Source organism: Cyclobacterium sp. SOCE241 (assembly GCF_056867545.1).
The window spans coordinates 2,672,913-2,699,390 of the sequence record NZ_CP149779.1; the positions used below are offsets into that span (position 1 = coordinate 2,672,913).

Here is a 26,478-nt window from a genome sequence, read left to right on the forward strand (position 1 = left end):
AAAAAGTGGGAGGCACAATATTCATTCTAATTTTACTATCCGTTATTTTTTTCTGGATTGGTATGTATTTCAAGGGATCAAAACAATTTTACCATCAGGTTATTTAGCTCAGGGGAAAACCATATATTGGGTGCTTACTGCCACAATAGCTTTGTGGTTTGGGTATACTTTTTATACCATTATGCAGGAGGGGAAAATATCTCCAACCTCACAGCAATCACTCAATTGGTTTTTGGTTATTATTGTTACCCAATTAACCATTGTTCTTTTCTTATTTGGGGAAGATCTGATAAGGGGATTGGGTTCAGTTTACCGATACATTACCAATTCTTCCCAGGATGGCACATTGTTGGCCTCTAGAAGGAAATTCGTAAGCCAGCTGGCGTTTGCTGTGGCAGTTATACCTATGACAGGCTTCATTTATGGGATTGTCAAAGGAAAATATGCTTTTAGAACAATCCGCAAAACCCTATATTTTAAAGATTTGCCGGAGGCCTTTGACGGATTTACCATTACCCAGTTGTCAGACATTCATGCCGGTAGTTTCAAAGACTTTGAAGCAGTAAAAAAGGGGCAGAAATGGCAGCAGCTCAGCAGTCTGATCTTTTTGTATTTACCGGAGATCTAGTCAATCACAAGGCCAATGAAATTGATCCGATGTTGGATATTTTTTCAAAGATTAAAGCTCCATATGGCCAATTCTCTATTCTGGGCAACCATGATTATGGAGACTACACTTCTTGGCCTAGCCCTGAAGCAAAGATTCAAAACCTAGAATCGCTAAAAAACAAGCATCATTTGATGGGTTTTGATTTGCTATTGGATGAAAGCAGAACCATAGAAAAAGACGGGCAAAAAATTAGCCTGTTGGGCGTAGAAAACTGGGGAGTTGGTTTTCAATCTAAAGGAGACCTTGAGAAATCCCTACAAAATGTACCGGAAAAGGATTTTAAGATCTTGCTATCACATGACCCTACCCACTGGGACGAACAGGTCAAAAACCATCCTAAAAATATACATTTGACCCTTAGTGGACATACCCATGGGATGCAAATGGGCATAGAGACGCCGTTTATCCGCTGGAGCCCGGCACAGTACCGGTATGCCAACTGGGCAGGTATTGCAGAGCAGGCAGGGAAATACCTTTATGTAAATAGAGGTTTTGGCTTTCATGCCTTTGCCGGAAGAGTAGGTATTTGGCCGGAAATTACTGTAATCGAATTAAAAAAAGGATAAAATAAAACTATGGAGAATCAAAAATTAAGAGATTCATCTTTCATCACCGAATTTCACCGATCCACTTTCCCCGGATAAGAAATAATAGGCCAATGGCACAAAATACAGTGCCGTAAATGTACCTATGGTAAGACCGCCAATAACTGAAAAGACAAGCGGCCTTTGCAGATCTGCTCCCAAACCCGCACTGAATACCACCGGTACCAAAGCAAGAATTGTAGTGATAGAAGTCATTACTATGGGCTTGAGTCTAATTTCTCCTGCACGGTACAATGCCTTGGTTAAGGCCTCTTTGCCTACGATTCCATTCGCACGATAATTTACCCTTAGCCTATTGATGGTATCTATTTTAAGTATCGCATCATTGACCATGATGCCAAGCATTACCACCAAACCTATGGCTGACATTACATTTAGGGAAGTTCCGGTAAGCCATAAAACCAAGAAAGCCCCTCCTACTCCTAGGGGAAGAGTAAATATCACAATTAGAGGCTGTAAAAAGCTTTCAAACTGCGCTGCCAGAATAAAGTATAACAATAAAATCGAAACCATTAAAATCCCCATTAGCTGCTTGATGGTTTCTTGGTCTTCGAAATATTGACCTGCAAAATTTACGGTAAGGTTTTCATTTACTGCCCATGAACGAATTTCATCTTCGTAGCTTGTCGGTTCAGTAATATTGAGGTTTACAGATTGAAATATACCGGACCTATCAGCTGTTACAAACTTATAATGGGTATCGTAATTAGCAGTAATAAACTCATCTAAAGCATAAGCAACCCCTGCTTCTCCATGTATAAAATTTCTTTTCAGCAGGGATTGAAAATCCAGTTGATCATTTCTTAAACGTATAGGGATTATTTCTCCGAATTGTCGAATATCTGTGATTAAGTAATCTCCAAACAACCTTTCTATGGAGGTAATCAACTGGTTTACTTCTAAGCCATAGAGTGCCAGTTTTTCGAGATCTGTTTTAAAAATTACGGAAGCTCCCTCTTGCAATCCAGGTCCTTTAGACCAATCTTTCACAGGAAATTTTCCATCAGTGCATTCATTTGACTGGGCCCTACTGACCTTTTGGTTTCTGTATTCTTAAATCGCACCTCAAAGTTGGGGCGATTTGAACTAAACAGCTGATCAAAAGCATTGGGGGCGTCTTTTATCTCTATACTGGCCTGAGGGAATTGCTTAATAAAGAATTGTTGAAGTTGCCTTGCAACATTTTCTTTATCAGTTTGATTGGCAAACATTAGGTAAAGATCCGCCTGTTGAATGGCATTTTCACCTTCATACAATATAAATTGTCTCAAACCGATATCACTTTCCGCCACTGTAAATTTCCCTCCAATTGCTCAAGCAAATGTTGAATTCTGTTTTTGTTTTGACTTGCATTGATCGGCTCATTCCAATCCAACGAAATCAAAACATCAAACTTTTCAACAGGTGGTAAACCTTCTACTTTCAAAAATTGAATGGATGCCAAAAGCAAAGGTATTAATAGGAACAATACCATCAATGACAGCCCCGGACGAGTGAAGAACCTTTTAAACAATAGTTTATACCCCTTTAACATGCCTCTAAAAAGTCGACTATCCTCTTTAACAGATTGTTTGTCTTTGTTTTTAAACAAAAGAAAATACAATAAGGGGAGTAGAATAAACGCCACCAATAAGGAGACCGACAAAATTGCTGCAACAGATACCGCCTGATCATAAAACAAAGCCCCTGCCACCCCACTTAAAAACACTAATGGCACAAATACTGCCAAGGTGGTGAGTACAGAGCTTATAAGTGCTGACTGCACCTCATTTACTCCGACCACACAGGCTTCAAACAAAGAAAACCCTTCCTCTCGTTTTCGGTTAATATTGTCTAAAACAATGATGGCATTGTCTATAAGCATCCCTAAACCCAAAGCAAGTCCACTTAGGGAAATCACATTTATAGAGATATTAAAAAAATAAAACACCATAAAACTAATCACCAGAGAAGCTGGCAAACTTATACCTATGATTATGGGCATGCGGTAATTGCCCATAAACACAAATAGAATAGCAAAAGCAAATAAGCCTCCAAAAAACAAACTGGTTTGTAGGTTGTTTATCCCCGCATTAAGAAGAGAAGATTGGTCTTGTGTCAATTCAAAATCTACCTGTGGGTAATCCTCTTTAAACAATTCCACCGCTTCATAAATCAGGGGCATGGTTTCATTCATTTTGGCCGCAGTCTGTTTATGTACTGTCACCACCAAGCTTTCTTTACCTTTAAATAAATGATACCCGGTAGGCTTGGATAAGGTATGATTAACCTTTGCAATTTTTGAAAGTAAAACGGTATTTCCCTCAGGCCCCCTTACAGGTAGATTCCCCACATCTTCAGCTGTTTCTAACTTGCTTGCCAACCTTAAATAATACCTAAACTGTCCATCTTCTACACTAATCCCGGGTAATTCACGGTTTCCGTCCTGAATTGCCTGAACTAAGTCTGATTCCATAAAACCCAAACCTGACATTACGGGCTTATTGGGTGTTACTGCTATGACTCTTTCCTGACGTCCATTGATATCAACAAGCGCCACTCCATCCAGTTGCTCTAAGCGTTTTTTATTACATTCTCGGTCAGCAAAGAAACCTCCGCATAATCTACCCCTTCTTTCGGAATAATTTGAAGCCGAACGATAGGAATATCGTTGGAGTTGATCCGGACCACTTGAGGTCTTGGCATGTCATCGGGCAAACTATTGGTCAGTCGATCAATCTTTTCATTGACTTCAATATAAGCCAATTCCATTTTGGTCTGGAAATCAAAAGTCAAACGCACATTTCCTACTTCTGAACCTGCCTTGCTCTCAATATCCTGAAGCCCATTTAAAGTGACCATACCCTCTCGAATGGGTTTGAGAACATTGCGTTCGATGGACTCAGGAGAGGTATTGGGATAATTAACCTTTATGATTATTTGAGGCACATCTATGGGGGGCAATAAAGAGATCGGCAGTGTCCTAAACATTATCACACTGAAGATAAGCAAAGCCAAAAAGGTCATGCCAACAGCAATGGGACGCGAGAGTAAAAACTTTACCATATCCTATTCTGTTGAAACCTGCACTGGAGCCTGATGGGCCAGTTGAACATTATTGCTTACAATCACGGTTCGATCTGCTTCAAGTCCATCCAAAACCTCAACTTCTCTTCCATTGTCTTTTCCTACCTCCACATAATTCCAAATGGCTTCATTATTATCAATAGTAAAGACCACCGGGCGACCGGATCGATAAACTACTGCTTCTTTTGGCACCACCAAATTGTTGTTTTGTGGAGCCCTTATTACTGCCCTTGCATTCATCCCGGGCAGCAGACTTCCTCCTTTACTTAGTTTTAAAGTAACTTGGACCAATCCGTTTTCATCCACCTTTGGGTTGATGCTGGTAACTGTACCAGTAATGCTATCACCTAAACCGGAGACCGGATATATTTCTGCCTTTTGTCCCTTTTTGACAAAAGAAATATCCGACTCCAATACTTTAACTTTCATTTCCAATAAGGAAGTGCTTAGTACCAAACAAATTTCGTCACCTGCATTCACCAGACTACCCTTTTTTAATTTCAAATCTGCAATTGCACCGGAAATGGGGGCTTTAACTTCCGTCTTGTCTAGATTAATCTCTGCCTCCCTTACAGCAATTTCTGCAGCCAATAAGCCACTGGAAGCTCTCCAATATTCATCCCTTGCCTCTTTATCCAAATCTTCAGAAAAAGTAGTTTCAACGCTAGCAGTAATTTTTCTGCTTTCATACTCAGCCTGAGATGAACGAAGGTTTACTTGAGCTTTCTCCCATTCAAGCTGACTATCCGTTTTATCCAATAGGGCAATTACCTGTCCTTCCTTAACTAGTTGCCCTTCCTCTACCCTCAAATCTATTAAATAGCCAGTTCGTTCTACAATAGACATCACCTGATTTTCAGCTTCAATTTTCCCTGTCGCGTTGATTAGGTAATCAAAAGACTTTTTTCAGATAATCCTACCTTTACAGAAGTGGCTTGAACTTCATCCCGAAAAGTTTCCATGGGGATTTCCTCTTTCTCTTGGGTTTCTTCACCACAGGAGAAAAAGAAAATTAAGGAACAAAATAAGAGTGTTTTGTTCATGTCTTTATTTGGCTATATGGTTAATATTTTTTTGAAGCATATTTGGAAAGATTATAATTAACTAAATATTTAAATCTCATGCAAACATTGGCTTTATTTTTTATTCAAAAACTGCGAAAAATCAAATTTAGCCCCTGAGAATCCTACTAAAGTGCTCCTGATAGTAGATTAAAGAAAAACTTTAAGTTAACTGCTTTAAACTCCATAATCCATTCAATGCACATTTTAAAATAGTTGCCTTTAAGGCTGAAATAATTGGTCAAGTATGTATACCTATAATTATAACCTATGCGTTTTAAACCTGATAAAGGAAATAGGTCTTCGTTTGTGCGATTTAATCACTACAAAATTTTTCTCCTCCTAGCTGTTGCTGACATTGAAATGCCATGATCCGGACTTCAAATTGGCTATTTTTTTTAAATTATACCACACAGACAACAATATCAGGGTAATCTAATTGAGTATAAATAAAAAAATCCGGATCGAGTAAATCAATCCGGATCAATAATTTTAGGGTATTATAATGCTATTTCAGCACTTTTTCATCGGCATGTATAAAATTTGGATCATCTTCCTTATAATTCACATGTATGATGGAACTCGCCTTGTGGAGCAATGCTTTACTAGAAGAATCTAAATGTCTCACATACACAGTTTTACCTACTTTACTGTAGCGCTCTGTCACCTTATGTACGGCCTCCAAGCCGGAATGATCCACTATTCTACTCTCCTCAAAATCAATAATAATCTCATCAGGATCATTTATTGGGTCAAATTTCTCTCCGAAAGCGGTTACTGAAGCAAAGAACAAAGGTCCAAAAATTTCGTAGTGTTTGATACCATTTTCGTCCATGCGTTTTCTTGCACGAATCATTTTTGAATTTTTCCATGCAAATACCAAAGCAGCGATAATCACCCCTATCAACACTGCCAAAGCAAGATTGTGTAAAAATACCGTGACAAGGGTTACCAAAATCATTACCAATACGTCTGATTTAGGCACTTTTCTAAATACCCTTAAAGAGGCCCATTCAAAAGTTCCTATAGCCACCATAAACATTAGACCGACAAGCGCAGCCATCGGCACCATTTCTATATAGGAAGAAAAGAATAAAATAAAGGTAAGCAAACCAAGTGCTGCTACTATACCCGAAAGCCGATTTCTTCCTCCTGCATTTACATTGATAAGGGATTGACCGATCATGGCACAACCTCCCATTCCACCAAAAAACCGGTAGTAACGTTAGCTACTCCTTGGGCAATACATTCTTTATTCCCACTTCCTCTGGTTTCAGTAATTTCATCTACAAGGGTAAGTGTAAGTAAGCTTTCAATCAACCCAACGCCGGCCATTATCGCAGAATAAGGTAAAATAATCCAAAATGTCTCCATGGACAGGGATACCATAGGAATATGAAATTGTGGCAAGCCTCCTGAAATAGATGCCATATCTCCTACGGTACGGGTATCCAATCCGCCAAAGATCACAATTAAGGTAACCACTAGTATCGCTGCCAAAGCAGAAGGTATTACTTTGGTTAACATAGGAAGGTATTTGATAATAAGCATGGTTACAAGTACCAAAGCCAACATAAGGAACAATGGGGTACCACTCATCCATTCTGTAACTCCTTGTGCATTTACCGTTTTAAATTGGGCAAACTGAGCAGTAAAAATGATAATTGCCAAACCATTCACGAATCCGAACATTACCGGGTGCGGAACCAAACGAATCAGCTTTCCTAATTTTAACACCCCTACCAATATCTGGATCAGCCCCATTAAGACTACAGCAGCGAAAAGGTATTCCACACCATGATCAATCACTAATGCCACCACTACTACAGCAATGGCTCCGGTAGCTCCTGATATCATACCCGGTCTGCCTCCAAGGATTGATGTAATCAAACCAATGATAAAAGCAGTGTATAAGCCTATCAATGGACTCACCCCGGCAATTAAAGAAAATGCTACTGCTTCCGGCACCAAAGCCAAGGCAACAGTTAAGCCTGATAGCACTTCATCTTTAATATTGGCTTCCTTTGGTCTGAATAAGTTGTAAAAGGCCTGAGTCATAGGTCTGTAAGATTGATGATGTTATTAATAATTTAATTAATTTAAAAAATTAGGCATTTGGGTGATTTCCATTGAGGAAATAAGGCGCAAAGATATTAAAAATATATTTAATTAAAATATTATTTGGTTTTTTAGCAAGAGAATTGACTGAATACAAGCGAAATACCCTCTTTAACTATAGGTTCTCTATATTGTTATAAATCATTTGGCTAATTTTGGCGATACACTCTTTACCTGCTTTCTCATCGGTAAGGTTTTTACTTAGAATTACCAAAACATACCGATTTCCATCAGGAAGCTCCACTATGGCGGCGTCGTGTTGCACCCCCGTAATAGCGCCTGTTTTATGTGCTATTTTCACTTCCTTTGGCAAATATTTTGGTATCAAATCATTGAAATGCTGATCCGATAGGATGTCTATCATTTTTTGGGACCCGGCCACCTTATGCTTGGCAATGGCTTCCATAATCAGCATCATGTCTAGGGCTGTGGTGGTATTGCTCAGCCCAGCATCATAGGCTTTGAGATCCTCTACACCTCTAAGCACTTGTATGTCTTCTGCCCCTAATTCACGCATCAATTGGGTAACATTTTTCGCTCCTACCTTCTCTATCAGTATATTGGTGGCCAAATTGCTACTTCGAACAATCATCTCATACATCAACTCGTACAGGGTAGCATTTTCACCTATCCGCTTATACAATGCTTCTTGGCTATCTACTCCCAAGTCCATTTGGTAGGTACTTCCGTCAAGAATACTTTTAAAAGAATTTCTAATCAAAATTGAATCTTGTAAAGAAAACTTACCAGCTGCTTCCTGTTCAAAAAGCGCAACCATAACCGGAGTTTTCATCGTACTCGCAGCATGAAACGTTTCTTTTTCATTGAAAAATAATTCACTTTCCTCGCCATCCACTGATCTGAAAGCAAGAGCAAAATCCCCTTCAGTTTCATTCATCAGTTTTCTAATTTCTTCCTCCAATTGAGTCAACCTTTGTTTTTCTTTAGCCTGACTACAGGCTATTAATAGGAGTAAGGGAAATAGCAGGTGAATTTTCATAGCAAAAAGACAGTTAAAGTAAAACAAGTACCCAGGCCATTACTGCTAAAAAAGCCAATATTGGACCCAAGAAAATAAAGAACACCCCTCCGGGTCGGAAGTCTTTTTGTTCCACCATGCCTGTTGCAAAGGCGATGGCATTTGCAGGGGTAGATACAGGAAGCAATAAAGAGCAGGAACAACTTATGGCCACCATCACAGGGCCTGCAATTCCGTAAATTCCCGGCAAGGCCAAACTCAAGGGCACCAAAATGGAAGCTGCAGCTGTATTACTCATTACATTTGAGAGTAAGACCGCTACCAAGCAAAAGATAATGGCTATAAATACTTTTGGCAAGGGCAAAGCATTGATTTTCACCATAACTATTTCTGCTAGTCCAACTTCTACCAGCGCAATGCCAAGGGCAAGCCCTCCGGCCACCAACATAAGTGTATCCCAAGGCAGGCTTCGTACATGTTCTGAGTGGATGACCTGGGTCATAGTGAGGAGGACAATGGGAATGGCAGAAGTAGCTGCAACAGGTATGCCATGCAATGGCTCAGTCAGCCACATCAAAACAGTAAACATTAAAGTGAAAATAACAGCATTTTTTTCAAAAGGCCTGACTTCGCCTTTGGCTTTAGGAAGAAGAGAAAGGTCAAGGGTTACCCTCGAAAAGTCTCTGGTTTTGCAAAGGAATTTCCAAAATAACCAAACCAAAATCAACCCGGTAGGAAAACCTACTACCATCCAATCTATAAAAGTAATGTTTATGCCTTTCTCTTGTAAAGCGCCTACTGCAATTGCATTTGGTGTACTGCCAATGATGGTACCAACTCCTCCCACCGAGGCAGCTGCCGGTATTGCCGTTAATAAAGCCTTTCCATAGGCTGAATCTTTTCCAATTATCCGAACAAGAGGTAAAATGGAAGAAATCATCATTGCAGTGGTTGCTGTATTCGACATGACCATACTGGCAATGGCCGTGGTCATCATCATCCCTAATAGTAAACCTTCAGGTTTATGGCCGAATTTACTAACTGTAAACTGAAAAAGCTGTCGATCTAATTCTACCAAACTCATGGCTTTTGCTAAAAAAACCACCGAGTAAAAGCCAAATCACATTACTGGTCCAAGTACTCACATAGAGCTCCGGCGGCATGGTTTTATCAAAAAGAAGTCTGTGCTGAACCCTAGTAAAAGGGTAGCAATAATAAAGATTCCGACAGCAAAAGGAGGTAAAGCTTCGGATATCCATAAGCCTATCGCCAAAATACTAATAAAAAACACAAAATTAACTGGGGCCTCGTAACCTATCTTGCTAAAAAAATAGCTGATTATTAGTGCAATTAAAAAATTCCCAACAAATGTAGAAGTACTGAAAATCCAATTCAACTTAAGCTTCCTATATAGATTTCTGGCACCACTTCTAGAATCAGCTTCAAACATGCTCAATTAGAAATTTATGAAAAAAGGTTAAGCCCACGAATGAGCGGGTAATCGATATATCCAATTGGATCCGAGATAACCACGTGGCAATTTAAACCTAAAAGTGGAATACATAAACGATTAGGTACAAAAAATCAAGACAAATCTCCCATGTATAAATAGTCCCTTTACGAATAACGCCAGTAATACTTTTGAATTTGGAATTATAGTGCAATGTAACTTTTCATAGTACCTTACGACAGCTTTACCGCAAAGGTCTACTATCCTATCATTGAGGTTTTCCAATATTTATAAACCCTATTAAAGTACCGATCGAATAAAAAAATTATTAAAAAAACAGACAAGAAAAATCTAAACAGCAAGGTGTCTGCGTACATGTCATCAAATATTCAATAAAACAGTAGTGATAGGAAAATTAACAGGCTTAAAACTCTTCCAATAACACTTCTGATAGTATCATTTTTTCATCTTTATATTTCAAAGGCCATGGCTACGACTCCATGGCCTTTTTCTTTGGATTAAAAAGAAGAGGGAAATTCGATAATAGGTCTAGTTTTAGACCTATACTTACCACTAGAAATTGTGGATAAAGTTGTTGATTAAAAATTTTTAGGTTTTGGAACCAAATTTGTGTTAGTTTTGTCAACTTAATTCAAATGGGGCTGACCGGTTTTGACAGTAGGAGTGAAGATTGGGCTCGCATGCAGGCTGGAGTATGTACGGCCTTGAAAGATTCATACAAATCCTAATTGGCGAATCTAATTACGCCATGGCTGCCTAATCTTACCCTTAGGGGACTAGATAATGCTTAAAGGGTTGAGCTTCGATAGATGCTCCCCGGCCACATCTCACCATCCGTTGCGCTGTCCGGATGGAATTGAGGTGTCGACTTGACAGTGATGCTCCCTGTGAGACTACTAAGCAGGGCTAAGATTAGTGGTTAAGCCGGAAGTAGGTGTGTCAACCAGCGGCTTTCGGTCTACAATTCAATAGTTGACTAAGCATGTAGACGGTACGGTGTTTCCCTATCTGGACGCGGGTTCGACTCCCGCCAGCTCCACAAACTAAAACCCTAAATACTTGAAAAATAGTAATTTAGGGTTTTTATTTTTAAGCATGGGGCGGATTTTCAGTTTTTAACGGTCCGACTAAGGTTTTTTATTGTTCCATAATTTCGACGATCAAAAAAATTGGAAAAATATTTCAAGAGGAGCAATTACCTGTTTCTATTCAGCACACACTAATAATTAATTTCTTCACGGTTCCCATTTCTTCAGGCTTACTGGCCGCGATAAAAAATGTAAGAGATGATCATGATTTTCTTTAATTTGAAACCTATATGTAGTTAATAGTAGGTTGATTGTGTTTAATGTTATACCCCTTTTTAGAGAAAATTTTGATTTGATAAGAAAAAATTGACGAAAGTTTTAGAGAAATCTTGTGAATGGCATTAAAAAAAGTGAAGAGCGGTATTTAACATGTTGGCATTTTACCAACATATTTGTAATTTTACAGTAAATAAAAAAACATGGTAATTATCTACTTGACCAAGTTGATTGTTTTTACAAAGAAGCATTCCGATTCGGCCAAAAGTCTGACCACCTGGAAGGTGATTGTAGAAAATGCCAATTGGGAAAAAAACCAGGATATTTTGGATAGTTTCCCAACTGCTAAGATCATTAAAGGCAGTAGGGCACGCTTTAAAATTGTGGGAAATAAATACCGTTTGATCATCGAAGTTAATTTTGAGGATAAAACGGTAGAAGTTCGATTTATCGGAACCCATGATCAATATGATAAGATAGATGCCACAACAATTTAAACTTTAGCAAAAATGAAAACGCTTAAAAATAATAATTGGTTCTTACTGGAATCAGAAGCTGATTTTGAGGCCGCAAGCAAAAGGTATGAGCAGTTGAAAGATGCAGAAAAAGGTACGGGAGCACATAAAGAAAAAATGCTTTTGGTCCATCTGATAGCCCAATACGAAAAAAGCTTTGGGATTTGCCGGAAGTGGACCCTGTCGAAATGATCAAAATCCGCATGGCCGATTTTGGTTATAATGCTACCACCCTGGCAAAGGCCTACGGTGACAAGGGGACCATCAGCAAAGTGTTGAATTATAAGCAGTCCCTGTCATTGACAATGATCAGAAAATTCAGTCAGTTACTGAAAATACCGGCAGAATGGCTCATAAGGGAATACCCTCTAAAAAAGTACTTTAAATAGATATCAGTTAATTCTTTGATTTAATACCCTCTTTTTCAGGAAGAAAATAAGCATCTATTAATTTCATTGGCCATCTTTCTTAGGAACCGCTTACACAAATTGGTAGGTATTTTTGGAGTTTTTAAAGTCACAATGGTATTGGTGTCGAACTTTTCAATCACATGGTTACTTAATTCATTCAGGATCTCCCCAAGCTTTCTTCACCTCGTTTGATTTTCTTTCTTCAGTAACTTTAATATACCGTTGAAAATTTTTGTAATCGGCATGCCCGGTAATCTTCATCACCGTCTCTGCAGGTATCCCTTTTTCCAGAGAAAGAGTAGCAAATAAAACCCACCTTTACTAGTAGAGATTATTCCTGCAAAAAAGCCTTGAAAACGGTAACAAGTTTTCAATTCCTCCGATCCCAAGAAGAACCGATATCTCAGGGAGGGCGATATAAACAAAACGTTAGAGCAACTGTTGTGTAAAATAACAGAAAATAAGTGATGACATCTCAAAAATCTTTTCCAATTTTAGATATAGTATGTCAACAAAGGTTATGTCAACAATTGAATTCAATAGCTTAATTGACATTAATCCTTAAATTAGGCTCTCTGTCTCTGAAATTGGAGACAGAGACAACGAAGCCATTAAAAACAGCATTACCACTAAAGCCAAACAGCTGCTTCAATATTGCATAGAACCAAAGTATAGGAAGGCAATTATCGATAAAATTGGATTATACAATAACACCAAAAATTTTCGAGACCATTTCAACCTGTTGATAGATGCAGTTTGGCTTCAACTCACAGTTCTTGAGAAATTCAGGAGTAGAGACCAGCAATATCTTAGCACTGAACTTGGTAAGCAATTGTTATTAATTTTAGAAGATAATACAGGAAAAACCGGACGCATTCCTGTAGTGTCTTCCAATATTGCCTCGGTAGACTATGATGCAGAAAAGAAGGTTTTAGAAATAGAATTTAACCATGGGCTGTTTATCAGTATTTTGATGTACCGGAAAGGGTATTTGAAGAGTTGGTAAGTTCAGCAGCAAAGGAAAGTTACTATTTGAATGAAATCAAGAAAAGGTATAATTACAATAGTAAATGAATTAATATTGCTTTAAATACGAAGGAAGTCAAAATCGACAAAGATATTTGACAATAACAAAGAAATTTTAAAAAAATTGGAAAAATAAATCCTATAATGAAAATTAACCAAAAAGGACTTGCGAGACTTTTATTCAGGAGAAGATGGAAAGGATGAATACCGGCTAATTGAAAAGGAGATCAATGAGTTGTAATATATAGGAATACGCATTTTAATTTTAGGCTATGGCAACAAAATCACATAAAGCATTTAACGATTTACCTCTTCTTCCTCCAAAACAATCTTTGGTAGAGACAATTGCTATTCTCAAACAGGAAAGTAAATCTGCAGTTGCACTGGCAGAATTAAAAGGTCTTACGAGTACATTACCGAATCCAAATATTCTCATCAATGCTGTTATTTTAAAAGAAGCTCAAGCGAGTTCAGGAATTGAGAACGTGATTACAACCCAAGACAAACTTTATCAGGCGTTATACGCCAAATCAGCAAAACCAGATGTTGCAACAAAAGAGGTTTTACGATACAGAGAAGCACTTCTGATGGGTACGCTTTTAATCAAAGAAAAAGATTTCTTAATACAAACGGAATAATTACAATTCAGAAAGAATTGGAAGAAAATAATGCTGGACTAAGAAAACTTCCTGGAACGGCATTAATCAACGACTTGACTAATGAAGTGATTTATACACCACCTGATAATTTTGATTCGATTAGTGGCTTAATGAAAAATCTTGAAGAGTATATCAACATTGATGAAGATGATGTTTCTCCATTAATCAAGTTAGCCATGCAACACTATCAATTTGAAAGCATCCATCCTTTTTATGATGGTAATGGTAGAACTGGAAGGATTATCAATGTCTTGTATTTAATTTTGAAAGGTTTATTAAACGAACCTGTATTGTATTTGAGTTCTTATATTATCCATAACAAGGGAGATTACTATCGATTATTACAGGAGGTTCGGACTAAAAATAACTGGGAAGATTGGATTTTGTTTATACTCAAAGGTATTGAGCAGACAGCGCTGAGTACAATTGAGCAAATAAATAAAATCAATCAACTGTTCAACGAAACACAAAAATTGGTGCAGGAGAAATTACCTAGAATCTATTCGAAAGATTTGATAGAGCAGCTTTTCGTTCATCCTTATTGTAAAATAGAGTTTTTGGTGAAAAATTTAAACTTAGAACGTAAAGCAGCTTCCAGACATTTGAATAATTTAAAAGAAATAGACGTTTTAAAGTCACTTTCAAAGGGAAAAGAGGTTATATACGTAAATGAAAAACTGTATAATTTACTGAAAAATGGCTAAAAATAACGTGGGACATTTTGGGACACGTCCTGAAAACGTGAGACAATTTATACGTTTTTAGGACACGTTACAAAAACGTGGAACATTTTGGGACATATAATAATCAACTATGGATACAGACGATTTATCAATACCAACTTATAAAGGAATCATTTTAGAAGCCGAAAAATTCAATCACGAGTTGACTTTGCAATTTGGTGTTCTGGTGTCCAGTTGTAAAGATGATGACGACTATTTGAATCAAGCGGAAGCCTTAATAAAAGATTGGCTTCAAATGAATGATTTTGAAGATATTATTGATGGTATTTTCTTTGGGCAAAAAGTAAATGAAAATGCGTTCAGAAAAACTTTAAACATAACCCTATCCAATATTGCTGAAATCAGAAAAACACCAATGAAGCAACGGGAATTTGAAGATTGGGAATAGGTATTATCAATAAAATGGTTTCCAATCACGAAAATATCAACCTTTTACGCTCCCTATTCAAAGGGCGTGAAGATATATTTGCCGTTCGTTGGGAGAAAGGAAACAAATCAGGCTATATGCCAGCCTATTTTTATGACCCTTATCGTTTAAGGGCGCATAAAATGAATGGAGGGACGTTTCAGAATTTTACCGAAAAGTCTTATCTGAAATATACAGATGAACAAATCCAAAAGCATTTGGACGGCTTTCATCATATTGGAATTTACCCTCTATTTCAAGACAATACCACTTGGTTTTTAGCTGCAGATTTTGATAAAGCGAATTGGCAAGATGAAGCCGTTACTTTCCTTAATACTTGTAAAGAAAAAAATCCCTGCCTACTTGGAGCGTTCACGTTCAGGTAACGGTGGACACGTTTGGATATTTTTTGATAAACAATATCCCGCCATAAGAAGTCGCAAAATATTCATTTCAATTTTAGAACAATCGGGAGCGTTTTCAATGTTTGATAAAAGCTCCAGTTTTGATAGATTGTTTCCCAATCAGGATTTTCTTTCAGGCAAAGGTTTTGGAAACTTGATTGCATTGCCGCTTTTTAAGCCAACTTTTGAAAAGGGAAATAATTGCTTTATTGATCCAGAAACATTTGAACCATTCACAGACCAATGGGGTTTCCTAAAAAATATTCAAAGGGTTTCCACAGATTTTTTAGACGAGCTATGCAAAACATTATCGCCTAATGTTCCGATAATAAAATCGCAGCCAATAAATGAAAAACTTGGCATTTCTTTAAACAATACGATTCGAATCAGCAGAAATGGATTAACCCCAACGCTTACTCATTTTCTGAAAGAAGAATTAAATTTTGCAAACTCTGAGTTTTTCATCAAAAAGAAATCAAGAAGAAACACCTTGGAAACAGTTCGTTATTTTAAACTGATTGAGGAATCAGAAAGTGAAGTTTTCATTCCTCGAGGATTTATCGGAAGACTACTGCGCTTTTGCAAGGAATCACAAATGGAATTTGGGTTTGTTGATGAAAGAAAGCTAAAACCAACTATTCCTTTTGTGTTTAAAGCTGCTTTGCGAAATCATCAACTTGGAGTAATAGAATCGGTTTCTAAAAAGGACTACGGAGTAATAGTCGCACCACCAGGTTCAGGAAAAACAGTGATTGGATTAAAAATAATTGGGGATAAAGGACAACCTGCACTCATTATTGTTCACCGAAAACAGTTGTTGGAGCAATGGACAGAACGGATTGAAGCATTTTTGGGCATTCCCAAAAGAGATATTGGAGTTATCGGTCAAGGAAAATCTAAAATAGGCAAACAAATTACCGTGGCAACAATTCAAAGTTTGCCAAAACAAATAGAATCTGTTGAAAATCAATTTGGAACTATCATAGTGGACGAATGCCACCACGTTCCTGCCGAAACTTTCAGGAAAACAATTGAAAAACTACAAGCATATTATCTGTATGGATTGACTGCTACCCCTTTCAGAAAGTACAATGATGGGAAAATGATTTTCACCCATTTGGGAGAAATTATTGCCAATATTCAACCCACTGAAATTGAAAATTATAAACAGGCGAAAATCATCATCCGCAACACTGCATTAAATGTTCCATATAATTCTAAGACAGATAGTTTTGAAACATTGTCAAAAATTTTAGTTCACGATACTGCTCGAAACAAACTGATATGGGAAGATGTAAAAACAGAACTGAATCAGGGTAAGAAAGCGGTTATCATCACCGAACGAAAAGAGCATATTGATACGCTGTATTTATATTTAAAACAATCGTATGAAGCTATTACGCTGAGCGGAGAAGATTCAAAAACGTCTAAGAAAGCCAAATGGAAAACATTACAAGAAGGGAACTTTCAGGTTTTAATTACAACAGGACAATATTTTGGGGAAGGAACAGATTTACAAAATATTAGCTGTTTGTTTTTGGTCTATCCGTTTTCTTTTGAAGGAAAACTAATCCAATATATCGGCAGGGTGCAACGCTCGGAAATAAATCCGACCATTTATGATTATCGAGATTATAAGATTGATTATCTCAACAAACTTTTCTTAAAGCGAAATACTTATTATCGAAAAATTGACAAGCAGGCAACCTTGTTTGATGAACCAACGGACGAAATCACAACTTCAAAACACGTTTTAACTATAGAAAAGAAAATTAAAGTTCCAATTGAGGAATTGGAGTTTCATTATGGAAGTCTAGCCTTCAAATATGCAGTTGTTGAGATGAATACCGAACTTCAATTTCAAGTTGAAAACATTGAAATTAGACCAGAATTTGAGGTACTTAAACCCTATTTCATCAAAAGATTGAAGTCAAAAAATATTACCGTAGAATTGTTAGCCGAGTTTGAAAACGGAAAATTGGTTTCTCAATTAGCACTATCAACTGATATTGACCGCATCAATAAAGAAGTGGTTGAGGGAGTGAAATTTCAATTTTTGAATAAAAGCTTGCTCAAACAATTCAGTACCAAAAATCAAAACATTTTGACTTCTGATGAATTACAAGAGCAGGATAAAATTTATTCAAACGCAGAAGAGGTATTGACTGAAATTCTTAAAAATAAGCAATACAAACATTCTCAACACATTCAATATTTAGCAGAAAGACACGAGAGTTCAATAATGAAAATTCGTTTTGTCCTCAATCCATTTTCATTTGTATTTTTGCTTGCAGGAGACCAAAGTTATTTTATTGTTTTGGAAACCTTGGACACAGAAGAGGCAACTTACATTTGGCATGCCCCTAAAAATAAATCGTCATTAATTGAAGAAGTCAAACAAATTGACAGCCAATTAAGCACTATTAGAAAAAAGGAAGACAGGCATTTTTGGAAAATAATCCTGAAAACTTTACTAGAATTATGCACGATTATTCAGATAACAAAAAAGGATTTATAATATGGAAATCAGCATTAGAAGAGATTGTTTAGGATAGTGAGTATTTTACCATGGTTTAAATATCACATAATAGCACTCTTTTTGCACATTAGTTTCTTTTTTAAAAGTTATGGTTCCATTTTTTCATACCTTTTAAGAACAAACATTGGCAGTTATTTTTGGATCTTTTAAAAGTTACAAGGGTATTGGTGTCGAACTTTTCAATCACATGGTTACTTAATTCATTCAGGATCTCCCCAAGCTTTCTTCACCTCGTTTGATTTTCTTTCTTCAGTAACTTTAATATACCGTTGAAAATTTTTGTAATCGGCATGCCCGGTAATCTTCATCACCGTTTATACAGGGGATTAAATCAATTGAGAAAACTGTAGCATTTTCTCGGTACCATTCGTCTTAAATGTATGAAGATTTATAAAGTTAAACCGTTACTATTTTTTCTCTTGCTGATTTTCTCCTGCGAAAACAACGTTGGCCCAAATAGAGAGGGTACCGCCGAGGTGGCCATCTCAGTAGCTTCAAGGGGAGGGTATCAGTTTCTCATCGAATTCGACGGCGACCTTTATTTTCCTGAAAACTTACCAGAAGAATTTAGGGTGGTATCTCAGGAACCCATACCTGTAAACATCAAATTTCAAATCCTGGATAAAAAGGAAGACATCTTTCAACCAGCTCCAAATGATGTGCCTATTTTTCTAATGTCTGTACCTGTGATTAATATATTATCGATCGAAAAAATTAAATCCATTTCCTAAAGTTTCTGAACTTTACCTTTTAAAACCGAATTCGAAGACTTGGGTGTCGACTTGACAGTGATGCTCCCTGTGAGACTAGTAAGCAGGGCTAAGATTAGTGATTAAGCTGGAAGTAGGCGTGTCAACCAACGGCTTTCGGTCTACAATTCAATAGTTAACTAAGCATGTAGACGGTACGGTGTTTCCCTATCTGGACGCGGGTTCGACTCCCACCAGCTCCACAAAAAAGCCCTGATTACATTAAGAAGTAGTCAGGGCTTTTGTTTTATTGTAATGATACTTATCAACCTTAGAATAATCTAAATATACCCAAAAAAAGGGGTAAAGGGATTGTCCCTACCTAAGTCAGTAGTGATTTCAGACCCAAACTTTCTAAAATATCAAGTTGAAATAGAATTACTTTTCCGTATACCCCCTAAACCATTTGGAGACTTGTGGAAATTAAAATTGAATGCTGAGTGGGTGAAATTGAAACGAGCTGCCTCAGTTTAAGGTCAGTTACGACACTCGCCAACCTTTGAAAACACCGAAATCTGGTTATAGCAATTTTAGGTTTCAGACCTAATATCTAGAAAAGAAGATAAAATGATTTTCTATTCCTTTTCCATATTCTTCGCTACCTGCGCATCAAAGGCTTCCAATATACTTGAAGGCAGCTTGGCTTTTTGTTTCCAGGAATCCTCTCCATATACACCAATATTGTCAAGGTCAAAAACCTCAAAATTTATGCGTTTGATGGCACGCTTGTTTTTGAACTCGAAATTGAAGTTTTCCGCATCCTTGAAACGGGGATCTAAAATAAGGCTGTGTTGATCGTGCCCAAACTTCTGCCATTCTGCAAAACTTTTACCGTTGAAGTCATACTCCTCTCCCCCGTATTCCAATACATATTGTTATCCATGGCAATATCAATCTTTTCCCAAGCACCTTTCAAAACTACCCCCTCATCAAATAGGATGATATTATTGGTGAAATCAAAAGATCGGTGATCCTCCACCCTAGTACACTGCGCCTGATACATCTTGGCAAAGGCGAAAATATTATTTCGAATGATATTGTTTACACCGTAATGCTGATGAAAACCACCTGTTTTGGTACTGTAAACCAGGTTATTTTCCATTACAATATCAGATGAACCCTCATCAGTATACAATCCCCAGCCACCATACGAATAGGCATGAACGTGATGAACAATATTATTACTGATTACTGTGCCTTCTGATTTGCCTAAGGTATAAATGGCTGCCATATCACTAAGCAAAGTCCAACCTATATGGTGGATATGGTTATTGGCGATCCTATTTCTTTTGGCAGTGCTTTCAGCATATCCCCACACCCAACCAACAGAGACTCCAGTATAATAAAAATTTCCAATGTCATTGTTACTAACCTCATTGTCTGAGCTATGTCCTACCCATACCCCTACTGCAGAAGGATATTCCAAGCCCCCTGATTGGATAATGTTATTGTGCAATTTAATATGAGAGGTATGGTCTAACCCTTCTCTAGACTTAAAGTCCCCAAGGTAAATCCCACCTCCTCCTAGGTCATGTAAATAACTGTGTTCCACTGTAGAATTATGGCAGGCCTTGCCATACCATAAGGCGTGTTGACCGGTCTTTGAAATCTCGCAATCTACAAAGTCAACATGATTTACACCTTCAAGCATCACGGCGGCATTGATCAAGGCAGCAGCCTGATTAGGTTCAGAACCTGTTGGAGGAACTGCATAATGGCAATGCATAAAAGAAAGGCCTTCAAAACGAACATGTTCAACAGGTTTACCATTTGAAGGATCTCCTTTTACCAAAATCAAATTTTCCAGTACAGGGGCAAATACCTCCGCATCTTCAGGCCGCTCTCCCGGTCGTGGCATATAAAAAAGGGTGCCTTTCGGATTTGGATACCATTCTCCGGGTTCATCCAGTGCTGCAGCAAAATTTTCGAATACGATCCTTCCTCCCTCCTTTAGTGGATTCCAAGGTTTCATCCCTTTTCCTGAGGTATACACTCTGGCACTATCCTTATCCAGATTATCAATGTGTCGCATAGTGAAATCCCATTTATGATAGGCCCTGAAACGCACATTCCCTAACTCTTCCGCTTGGATACCCATAAGATGAGAGAAATTATCTTCATCAAAAGTAAGGATTTGCTGTGCTTTTTCTACTACCCTGCCTGAACCCTTGATCCAATCATTTTGCTTCACTGCCCCTATGTACATAAAATCTTCGTTAGGGGTACGCGCCAAGGTGGCCCTTTTACCGTTGACATAAAGTTGATCAAACCGCCATTTGTATAGGCGACTTTCAAGTAAATCCAATTCCCAGATTCCTTTGTCGTTTACCTTAAACCCACTTAGTTTTTCCCCACCACTAAATACTGGTTTTTCACTTTCATAAGCTTTATACACTACAGGTGCTTCTGCTGATCCTCCATCTTCGGGATATAACTCCAATGCTGCTAGCATCTTATATTCACCCCCTCTAATAAGTACGGTAACCGAACCAGAGTTCGGATTGTTTTTCTTGTGCTTTCTTATCCAATCACGAGCTCCTATAAGGCTGGCCAACGGCTGGTCTATGGTGCCCGGACTCTTGTCATCTCCATTTGGCGCTACATAAAGCCTAAGCTCATTGTCTTTAAGCTGATTTGTTGTTGCGGTGACAATAGGGGTATATTGTAGGAGAAAAATTAATAGTAAGCCCACTGCACGATATAATTTTATGATATTCATTGTATTTTCCCTTTGGTAATAGAATTAAATTAATTTACAATAATAAGGCGAACATTTTTAATCAGGGGTAGGTTTTCATTAAAATACAAAAGCGGTAAGAAATTAATATTAATTTATAGGTCTGAAAGTCGTAGAAGATTTTGTCAGCATTGTTGCAGAAAAAAGCAACAATACCGCCAAGATCAAGATGAGTTGATCATTTTATACCAAGGGCTGACACACTTGGCTGATTTATTGCGCCCCTCATGGCTTGGTTATACCATAATGCTAAATAATAAGTCTTCGAGAATGAATTGGCATCATGCATTTAAATACTCAACTCGGTGCAATTTGCAATTACACCTTTCTATCAATGGCCACGAACTTTAGAAAAATCATTTTGTAAAGTTCATTTGCAATGACTTATTAGTGCTGGCATTATCGTTATACTTAAAGCCCTCGAACATTTTTTCTCAAAATAATAACTGTAAATAATAGTCGTTTGGTACAATAACAACCAACACAATTGATTAAAGTTTTACAGATAGTTCCAACTTTCCACCCAATCCATTTTCAATAATTCTCTTGAGTGTTGATATTTTTACTTCCTTTAAATTATTCTCAATCTTAGATATATAAGATTTAGTAGTTCCGACCTTATCGGCTAATTCTTGCTGGGTCATTCCTTTATCAATCCTTGCTTGATGAAGCATTGCTCCTATTTTGAAAGACTTATACCCTTCCTCGAGTGCATCCCTTTTTGGTGTTCCGGTTTTACCATAATGCACCTCCTTGAACGTTTCAAGCGTCATTAAATCATTTTTTATTTCTTTCATAATCTATCTTTATACTAAGTGCCTTAAGTATCTCATTCTTTGGCGTTTTTTGAGTCTTTTTTGAAACCCATTCATTAAAACAACAAGTTTATCTTCATCAAAAAAACAAAATATCCTGAAAATATCGTTCCCTTGTTGTACTCTTATTTCATAAAGCCCTTTAGTGTTTTTGATAAACTTCAGATACGTATCCGGTATTCTATCCAGCTCTTCAAGCAATCCTAAGGTCCAAATAATCTTATCCTTAACTTTCTGATTTTGTTTGATGAAAAAATCATGAAAGTGGTTTTCGTAAAAGACTATACTACGCTTCTTTTTCACATCTTAAATATAACAAAAGTAGCCCTTTAGTGCAACCTTGTTGTTTCAGTTTTTTCCGAACAATAAATTTAAAATTGTAATTATCCGAATAGAAATATTAAAACCAAGCCGCAAAAGAAGATTTTGGCGTTACATTTCTAAACCAGTGGTTGAAGCCACTGGCTACAAAAATATCACCCCTACCTGGGTTTCTGGTTTCTTAAAGGCTATTATTGGTATAATTAGAGAATGGAAACGTTGTGATTTTGTCAGCATTGTTGCTAGAAATAGGCAACAATACCGCCAAAATCAAGATGGGTATAATCTTCCTTTCCAAGGGCTGACTCCTTGGCTGATATATTACGCCCCTGTAGGGCTTCGGGTAATTATAGGTTGGTGCACGATTTTGCTAAGGAATGGGTAGGTTATGGTTTCAGGGTTCAGTCAGTGAATTGCTGGTTTGGTAGACTTGAAATCTACGATAGCATGTTATTTTAGACATTTTTTGGCCTTCAAAGATTATGGTTTTTGGTGCAGGATGGAAGGCGTTAAAAAATGAGTTAGCTCCAATAAGGAGATCCACTCATTTTTAGCCTGGAGTCCCGCACCAAAAATCAAATGATGGTAAAGTAAATGAAATATATTCCATACACCTTGTCCATCATTTGAAATAAGATTTGACAGCCTTGATTTTTTGGTTCGTTTTTTTATCAAGAAAAAAATGAACAGTGGATATACAAAAAAATCACCCCATCCCCGTAAAATCTAGGTGTTAAGGCCAATTCATGAAATGGAGAAAAAGTCATCAGAATGATTTTGTCAGCATTGTTGCGAAAAAATGGCAACAATACCGCCAAAATCAAAACTTGTATAATCTTCCTCATCAAGGGCTGACACCCTTGGCTGTGGTATTGCGCCCCGTCAGGGCTTGGTGTAATCATAGGTCTTTGTGTACGATTTTGGTAAGGAATGGGTAGGTTATGGTTTCAGGGGTCAGTCAGTGAATTGATGGTTTGGTAAAATTATACTTTACGACAACACGGTATTTTAGCCATTTTCCGGCCTTCAAAGATTATGGTTTTTGGTGCAGGATGGAAGGCGTTAAAAAAATGAGTTAGCTCCAATAAGTAGATCCACTCATTTTTAGCCTGGAGTCCTGCACTAAAAATCAAATGATGGTAAGTAAATGAAATATATTCCATACACCTTGTCCATCATTTGAAATAAGATTTGACAGCCTTGATTTTTTTGGTTCGTTTTTTTATCAAGAAAAAAATGAACAGTGGATATACAGAAAAATCACCTCATCCCCGTAAAATTTAGGTGTTAAGGCCAATTCATGAAATGGAGAAAAAAGTCATCAGAATGATTTTGTCAGCATTGTTGCGAAAAAATGGCAACAATACCGCCAAAATCGAAATGTATATAATCTTCCTCACCAAGGGCTGATACCCTTGGCTGTGGTATTGGGCCCAGTCAGGGCTTGGTGTAATCCTAAGACTTGGTGCGCTTCTTTGATTAAGAATTGGTAATTTATGGTTTAAGGGTTCAGCCAGTACATTGCTGGTTTGGTTGACTTAAACTTTACGATAGCATGTTATTTTAGACATTTTTCGGCCTTCAAAGATTATGGTTTTTGGTGCAGGATGGAAGGCGTTAAAAAATGAGTTAGCTCCAAAAAGGAGATCCACTCATTTTTAGCGTGGAATTCTGCACCAAAAATCAAATGATGGTAAAGTAAATGAAATATATTCCATACACCTTGTCCATCATTTGAAATAAGATTTGACAGCCTTGATTTTTTTGGTCGTTTTTTTATCAAAAAAAAATGAACAATGGATATACAGAAAAATCACCCCATCCCCGTAAAATCTAGGTGTTAAGGCCAATTCATGAAATGGAGAAAAAAGTCATCAGAATGACTTTTTCAGCATTGTTGCGAAAAAAGAAACAGTACCGCCAAAATCAAAGGAAGAAAATTTCACAAATCCCCAGGCTGACCAACGTGGTAGGAATATGGGCCCTGGCGGGCTCCTTTATTTATCGATAATAACATCCATATCAATTTTGGCCTTATAACCTATTATTTTTGTCCTGGGATACTAAACTCTAACCGGAATGAGTATTTGGCCTCGAACTGCTCTATTATTAGAAAATCCCAACGATGGCTACACCCAAAGATTAATGATCCGGCTGATTCATTTCGTATTGGTCAGCCTGAGCATTTTTGTGTTTTGGCCTGTCAGGAATTTGCATTATTGCAATCATATGGACTTAATATTTCGCAGTTTTTTTATATAACTAGCTGGTAGTCCTGCAATAGTTGCCCCTTCAATAATCCAGTCCAAATATTTCTTGGTTGGTAGAAAAGACCCTTTAGGACTGGCGATATAAGTGAAGCAATCCACATTTTGATTCGAAAGGGTAGAAACTGTAACTACCTCTCGATTATATGCATCATCATTCGGGCTCTCAATTTTATCGAGATTCTCAATATCAGGTACAATCATCGCATAGAGAAGTCCATAGACTACAGCTCCGGCCTTCTGTTCGATACTGGCTACTCCCCCATCTTCATAGTCACCTTGCCTGTTAAAAACCAGTTGGTAGTCTTCTAGTTTTGCAATAGAGTCTATCAACAGAGCAGAGGGACATCTCTTGAGCATCCTTGTTTCGAGCATGTTGGATCCGAAAGCAAAATATAGTACGTAGTTGTTTTTCACTTCACTTTAAGGTATTTGTCAAAATTTTCTAAAGTTATGCATTTGGAGAGATTTTCATCCTTACATCTGGTCTTTATCATTTGCATTACATCCGTAGCAAGGTCGTGATTATTCCTTACAAATACTGCCAAACCCGCAATATTAGATTCATTCATCCCACTGCTTCTCGACACAGAAAGCATATATTCAGTAATGTTATTTATTTGGTCAACGTAGTCAATGCTACATAGTGAACCTCGACTCCATGAACTGTCAGTTAGATACAAAGTGAAACATTCATCCTTTAAGAGCTCCCTGAGGTGTCTTGCCCAGTAAACTGAAATTTCTGAAGATGTTTGAAGCCTAACTATACTCACTTTATTTTTCAGTGCAGCCTTAGTTGCCTGAGTATAATCTTCCGCAAGGGGTTCACTTCCCACACTATCAAAACCCTCACCTGATACGTAAATATCGTACTTAGCTCTACTAATCCTATCATTTAAATAATCATAGAACTTATCATTAGACTTGGAATCTTTGTCTATTACAAATACCGAACTATAGCTGTCTTGTTCATTCCTTGTCAAGAATTGGTCGAGCCTTTCATTTCTTACTTCTAAATCCTCATTCCAGATGAAGAAATACTGTGCTATAATGAAGAGAACAACAGCTCCCAGAAGCTCAACTGAAAGTCCATTCAAGAGGCCTATCCATGTTGAGTCCATTCCTTCAATCCAACTGGCCAAAAAAAGTGATGTTGCTAATACAAAAAGTATCGCATACACTGCGACATTGAGTCTAATCTTCGCCTTCTTATTTCTGAGTGAACTCATGCGGTATGTCTGTAATTATTAGTTTAAAGCTCTATTCTACCTAGCTGAAGTACAACGTACCAACCATGTCCATTGTGCACCCAACTCACCTTCTCTCCCTCTAAATTAATTAAGTTATTGTGATTATGGAAGTTATTTGGATAGTATAGAATAATTTTAGCTATGTTATTTACACTTTTTTTATAAAGCACTAAACAAATGAAAATGAATACATTAATCAGCAATCAAAGAAATCCGGATAATAATCTGAAGATTTTGTCTGAATCTTCAGTATCAGTGGATTTTCACCAAATATTCACCTCAAAGTCCCGAGTAATCGTAAGGCAAATGATTTAGATTAAATACCTCATGTTTTAATACTTTAATAAAAGATTACTTCTTGGT

The 26,478-nt window shown here is 37.4% G+C and carries 24 protein-coding genes, 1 other RNA gene and 4 pseudogenes; 15 read left to right on the forward strand and 14 right to left on the reverse strand.

All coding sequences use genetic code 11. The features are described from left to right. Nucleotides 1-130 precede the first annotated feature (130 nt). Together WG932_RS13290 and WG932_RS13295 are read left to right on the forward strand one after the other, a co-directional pair. Entirely contained in the window at nt 131-628 is a 498-nt protein-coding gene (locus WG932_RS13290; protein WP_483088256.1) for a hypothetical protein, read from the forward strand. Then, nucleotides 580-1,236, forward strand: a complete 657-nt coding sequence (locus tag WG932_RS13295; protein WP_483088257.1) for a metallophosphoesterase — start codon at nt 580-582, stop codon at nt 1,234-1,236. The genes WG932_RS13290 and WG932_RS13295 overlap by 49 nt, the downstream gene beginning before the upstream one ends. A gap of 33 nt (nt 1,237-1,269) precedes the next feature. Here WG932_RS13295 and WG932_RS13300 read toward each other — a convergent pair whose 3' ends face one another. From WG932_RS13300 to WG932_RS13335, 8 genes and pseudogenes are all read right to left on the reverse strand, one after another. Beyond that, nucleotides 1,270-2,265, reverse strand: a complete 996-nt coding sequence (locus tag WG932_RS13300; RefSeq protein WP_483088258.1) for an efflux RND transporter permease subunit — start codon at nt 2,263-2,265, stop codon at nt 1,270-1,272. Then, nucleotides 2,262-2,546 (reverse strand): hypothetical protein, encoded by a 285-nt coding sequence (locus tag WG932_RS13305; protein ID WP_483088259.1) that lies wholly within the window; start codon nt 2,544-2,546, stop codon nt 2,262-2,264. The genes WG932_RS13300 and WG932_RS13305 overlap by 4 nt, the downstream gene beginning before the upstream one ends. Continuing rightward, nucleotides 2,543-4,320 (reverse strand): annotated as a pseudogene (locus tag WG932_RS13310) (efflux RND transporter permease subunit). The gene WG932_RS13305 and the pseudogene WG932_RS13310 overlap by 4 nt, the downstream one beginning before the upstream one ends. Nucleotides 4,321-4,323: 3 nt before the next feature. Further along, nucleotides 4,324-5,187: an efflux RND transporter periplasmic adaptor subunit gene (locus WG932_RS13315; protein WP_483088260.1), complete on the reverse strand. Its 864-nt coding sequence runs from the start codon at nt 5,185-5,187 to the stop codon at nt 4,324-4,326. 38 nt (nt 5,188-5,225) lie between these two features. Then, nucleotides 5,226-5,384: a hypothetical protein gene (locus tag WG932_RS13320; protein ID WP_483088261.1), complete on the reverse strand. Its 159-nt coding sequence runs from the start codon at nt 5,382-5,384 to the stop codon at nt 5,226-5,228. 526 nt (nt 5,385-5,910) lie between these two features. After that, nucleotides 5,911-7,460, reverse strand: a pseudogene (locus tag WG932_RS13325) (SulP family inorganic anion transporter). A gap of 175 nt (nt 7,461-7,635) precedes the next feature. Further along, on the reverse strand, nt 7,636-8,520 hold the full coding sequence (locus WG932_RS13330) for a serine hydrolase (RefSeq protein ID WP_483088262.1): 885 nt from the start codon (nt 8,518-8,520) through the stop codon (nt 7,636-7,638). Between the two features lie 13 nt (nt 8,521-8,533). Then, nucleotides 8,534-9,583: an SLC13 family permease gene (locus WG932_RS13335; protein WP_483088263.1), complete on the reverse strand. Its 1,050-nt coding sequence runs from the start codon at nt 9,581-9,583 to the stop codon at nt 8,534-8,536. 1,024 nt (nt 9,584-10,607) lie between these two features. On the opposite strand from WG932_RS13335, the gene ssrA reads away from it, so the two are divergent. The 11 genes and pseudogenes from ssrA (at nt 10,608) to WG932_RS13390 (ending at nt 18,707) form a co-directional block, all read left to right on the forward strand. After that, nucleotides 10,608-11,012, forward strand: a transfer-messenger RNA (tmRNA) gene (gene ssrA, locus WG932_RS13340). Nucleotides 11,013-11,477: 465 nt separating this feature from the next. Further along, nucleotides 11,478-11,771: a type II toxin-antitoxin system HigB family toxin gene (locus WG932_RS13345; RefSeq protein ID WP_149392633.1), complete on the forward strand. Its 294-nt coding sequence runs from the start codon at nt 11,478-11,480 to the stop codon at nt 11,769-11,771. Nucleotides 11,772-11,783: 12 nt separating this feature from the next. Then, nucleotides 11,784-11,981 (forward strand): hypothetical protein, encoded by a 198-nt coding sequence (locus tag WG932_RS13350; protein WP_483088264.1) that lies wholly within the window; start codon nt 11,784-11,786, stop codon nt 11,979-11,981. Further along, on the forward strand, nt 11,963-12,178 hold the full coding sequence (locus WG932_RS13355) for a helix-turn-helix domain-containing protein (RefSeq protein ID WP_483088640.1): 216 nt from the start codon (nt 11,963-11,965) through the stop codon (nt 12,176-12,178). The genes WG932_RS13350 and WG932_RS13355 overlap by 19 nt, the downstream gene beginning before the upstream one ends. Before the next feature lie 904 nt (nt 12,179-13,082). Next, nucleotides 13,083-13,273, forward strand: a pseudogene (locus tag WG932_RS13360) (KTSC domain-containing protein). Nucleotides 13,274-13,497: 224 nt separating this feature from the next. Continuing rightward, on the forward strand, nt 13,498-13,863 hold the full coding sequence (locus WG932_RS13365) for a Fic/DOC family N-terminal domain-containing protein (protein ID WP_483088265.1): 366 nt from the start codon (nt 13,498-13,500) through the stop codon (nt 13,861-13,863). A 17-nt stretch (nt 13,864-13,880) separates the two neighbouring features. Continuing rightward, a complete protein-coding gene (locus WG932_RS13370) occupies nt 13,881-14,588 on the forward strand; it encodes a Fic family protein (protein ID WP_483088266.1) in 708 nt (235 codons plus the stop codon). Nucleotides 14,589-14,697: 109 nt separating this feature from the next. Continuing rightward, nucleotides 14,698-15,015 (forward strand): hypothetical protein, encoded by a 318-nt coding sequence (locus WG932_RS13375; protein ID WP_483088267.1) that lies wholly within the window; start codon nt 14,698-14,700, stop codon nt 15,013-15,015. Nucleotides 15,016-15,029: 14 nt separating this feature from the next. Then, a pseudogene (locus WG932_RS13380) lies at nt 15,030-15,672 on the forward strand (TOTE conflict system archaeo-eukaryotic primase domain-containing protein); the annotation flags it as partial. Nucleotides 15,673-16,032: 360 nt separating this feature from the next. After that, nucleotides 16,033-17,955: a DEAD/DEAH box helicase gene (locus WG932_RS13385; RefSeq protein WP_483088641.1), complete on the forward strand. Its 1,923-nt coding sequence runs from the start codon at nt 16,033-16,035 to the stop codon at nt 17,953-17,955. A gap of 401 nt (nt 17,956-18,356) precedes the next feature. Further along, the gene (locus WG932_RS13390; protein WP_014018679.1) at nt 18,357-18,707 is read left to right on the forward strand and encodes a dihydrofolate reductase family protein; all 351 of its coding nucleotides are present in this window, start codon (nt 18,357-18,359) and stop codon (nt 18,705-18,707) included. 593 nt (nt 18,708-19,300) lie between these two features. Here the strand turns inward: WG932_RS13390 and WG932_RS13395 are convergent. From WG932_RS13395 to WG932_RS13410, 4 genes are all read right to left on the reverse strand, one after another. Next, entirely contained in the window at nt 19,301-19,591 is a 291-nt protein-coding gene (locus tag WG932_RS13395) for a hypothetical protein (protein ID WP_483088268.1), read from the reverse strand. Beyond that, nucleotides 19,501-21,444 carry a right-handed parallel beta-helix repeat-containing protein gene (locus WG932_RS13400; RefSeq protein ID WP_483088269.1) on the reverse strand — a complete coding sequence of 648 codons (1,944 nt, stop codon included), beginning with the start codon at nt 21,442-21,444 and terminating at the stop codon, nt 19,501-19,503. Before WG932_RS13400 ends, WG932_RS13395 begins: the two co-directional genes overlap by 91 nt. 509 nt (nt 21,445-21,953) lie before the next feature. After that, nucleotides 21,954-22,259 (reverse strand): helix-turn-helix domain-containing protein, encoded by a 306-nt coding sequence (locus WG932_RS13405; RefSeq protein ID WP_483088270.1) that lies wholly within the window; start codon nt 22,257-22,259, stop codon nt 21,954-21,956. Between the two features lie 9 nt (nt 22,260-22,268). After that, nucleotides 22,269-22,580, reverse strand: a complete 312-nt coding sequence (locus tag WG932_RS13410) for a type II toxin-antitoxin system RelE/ParE family toxin (protein WP_483088271.1) — start codon at nt 22,578-22,580, stop codon at nt 22,269-22,271. A 145-nt stretch (nt 22,581-22,725) separates the two neighbouring features. Here WG932_RS13410 and WG932_RS13415 point away from each other — a divergent pair, with 145 nt between their 5' ends. Both WG932_RS13415 and WG932_RS13420 read left to right on the forward strand, forming a co-directional pair. Beyond that, nucleotides 22,726-22,983 carry a hypothetical protein gene (locus WG932_RS13415; RefSeq protein ID WP_483088272.1) on the forward strand — a complete coding sequence of 86 codons (258 nt, stop codon included), beginning with the start codon at nt 22,726-22,728 and terminating at the stop codon, nt 22,981-22,983. 361 nt (nt 22,984-23,344) lie between these two features. Then, complete coding sequence (locus tag WG932_RS13420) at nt 23,345-23,536, forward strand: hypothetical protein (RefSeq protein ID WP_483088273.1); 192 nt, start codon at nt 23,345-23,347, stop codon at nt 23,534-23,536. Nucleotides 23,537-24,823: 1,287 nt separating this feature from the next. Here the strand turns inward: WG932_RS13420 and WG932_RS13425 are convergent. Together WG932_RS13425 and WG932_RS13430 are read right to left on the reverse strand one after the other, a co-directional pair. Continuing rightward, a complete protein-coding gene (locus WG932_RS13425; protein WP_014018682.1) occupies nt 24,824-25,282 on the reverse strand; it encodes a gamma-glutamylcyclotransferase family protein in 459 nt (152 codons plus the stop codon). Next, nucleotides 25,279-26,094: a hypothetical protein gene (locus tag WG932_RS13430; protein WP_014018683.1), complete on the reverse strand. Its 816-nt coding sequence runs from the start codon at nt 26,092-26,094 to the stop codon at nt 25,279-25,281. The genes WG932_RS13425 and WG932_RS13430 overlap by 4 nt, the downstream gene beginning before the upstream one ends. Nucleotides 26,095-26,478 lie beyond the last annotated feature (384 nt).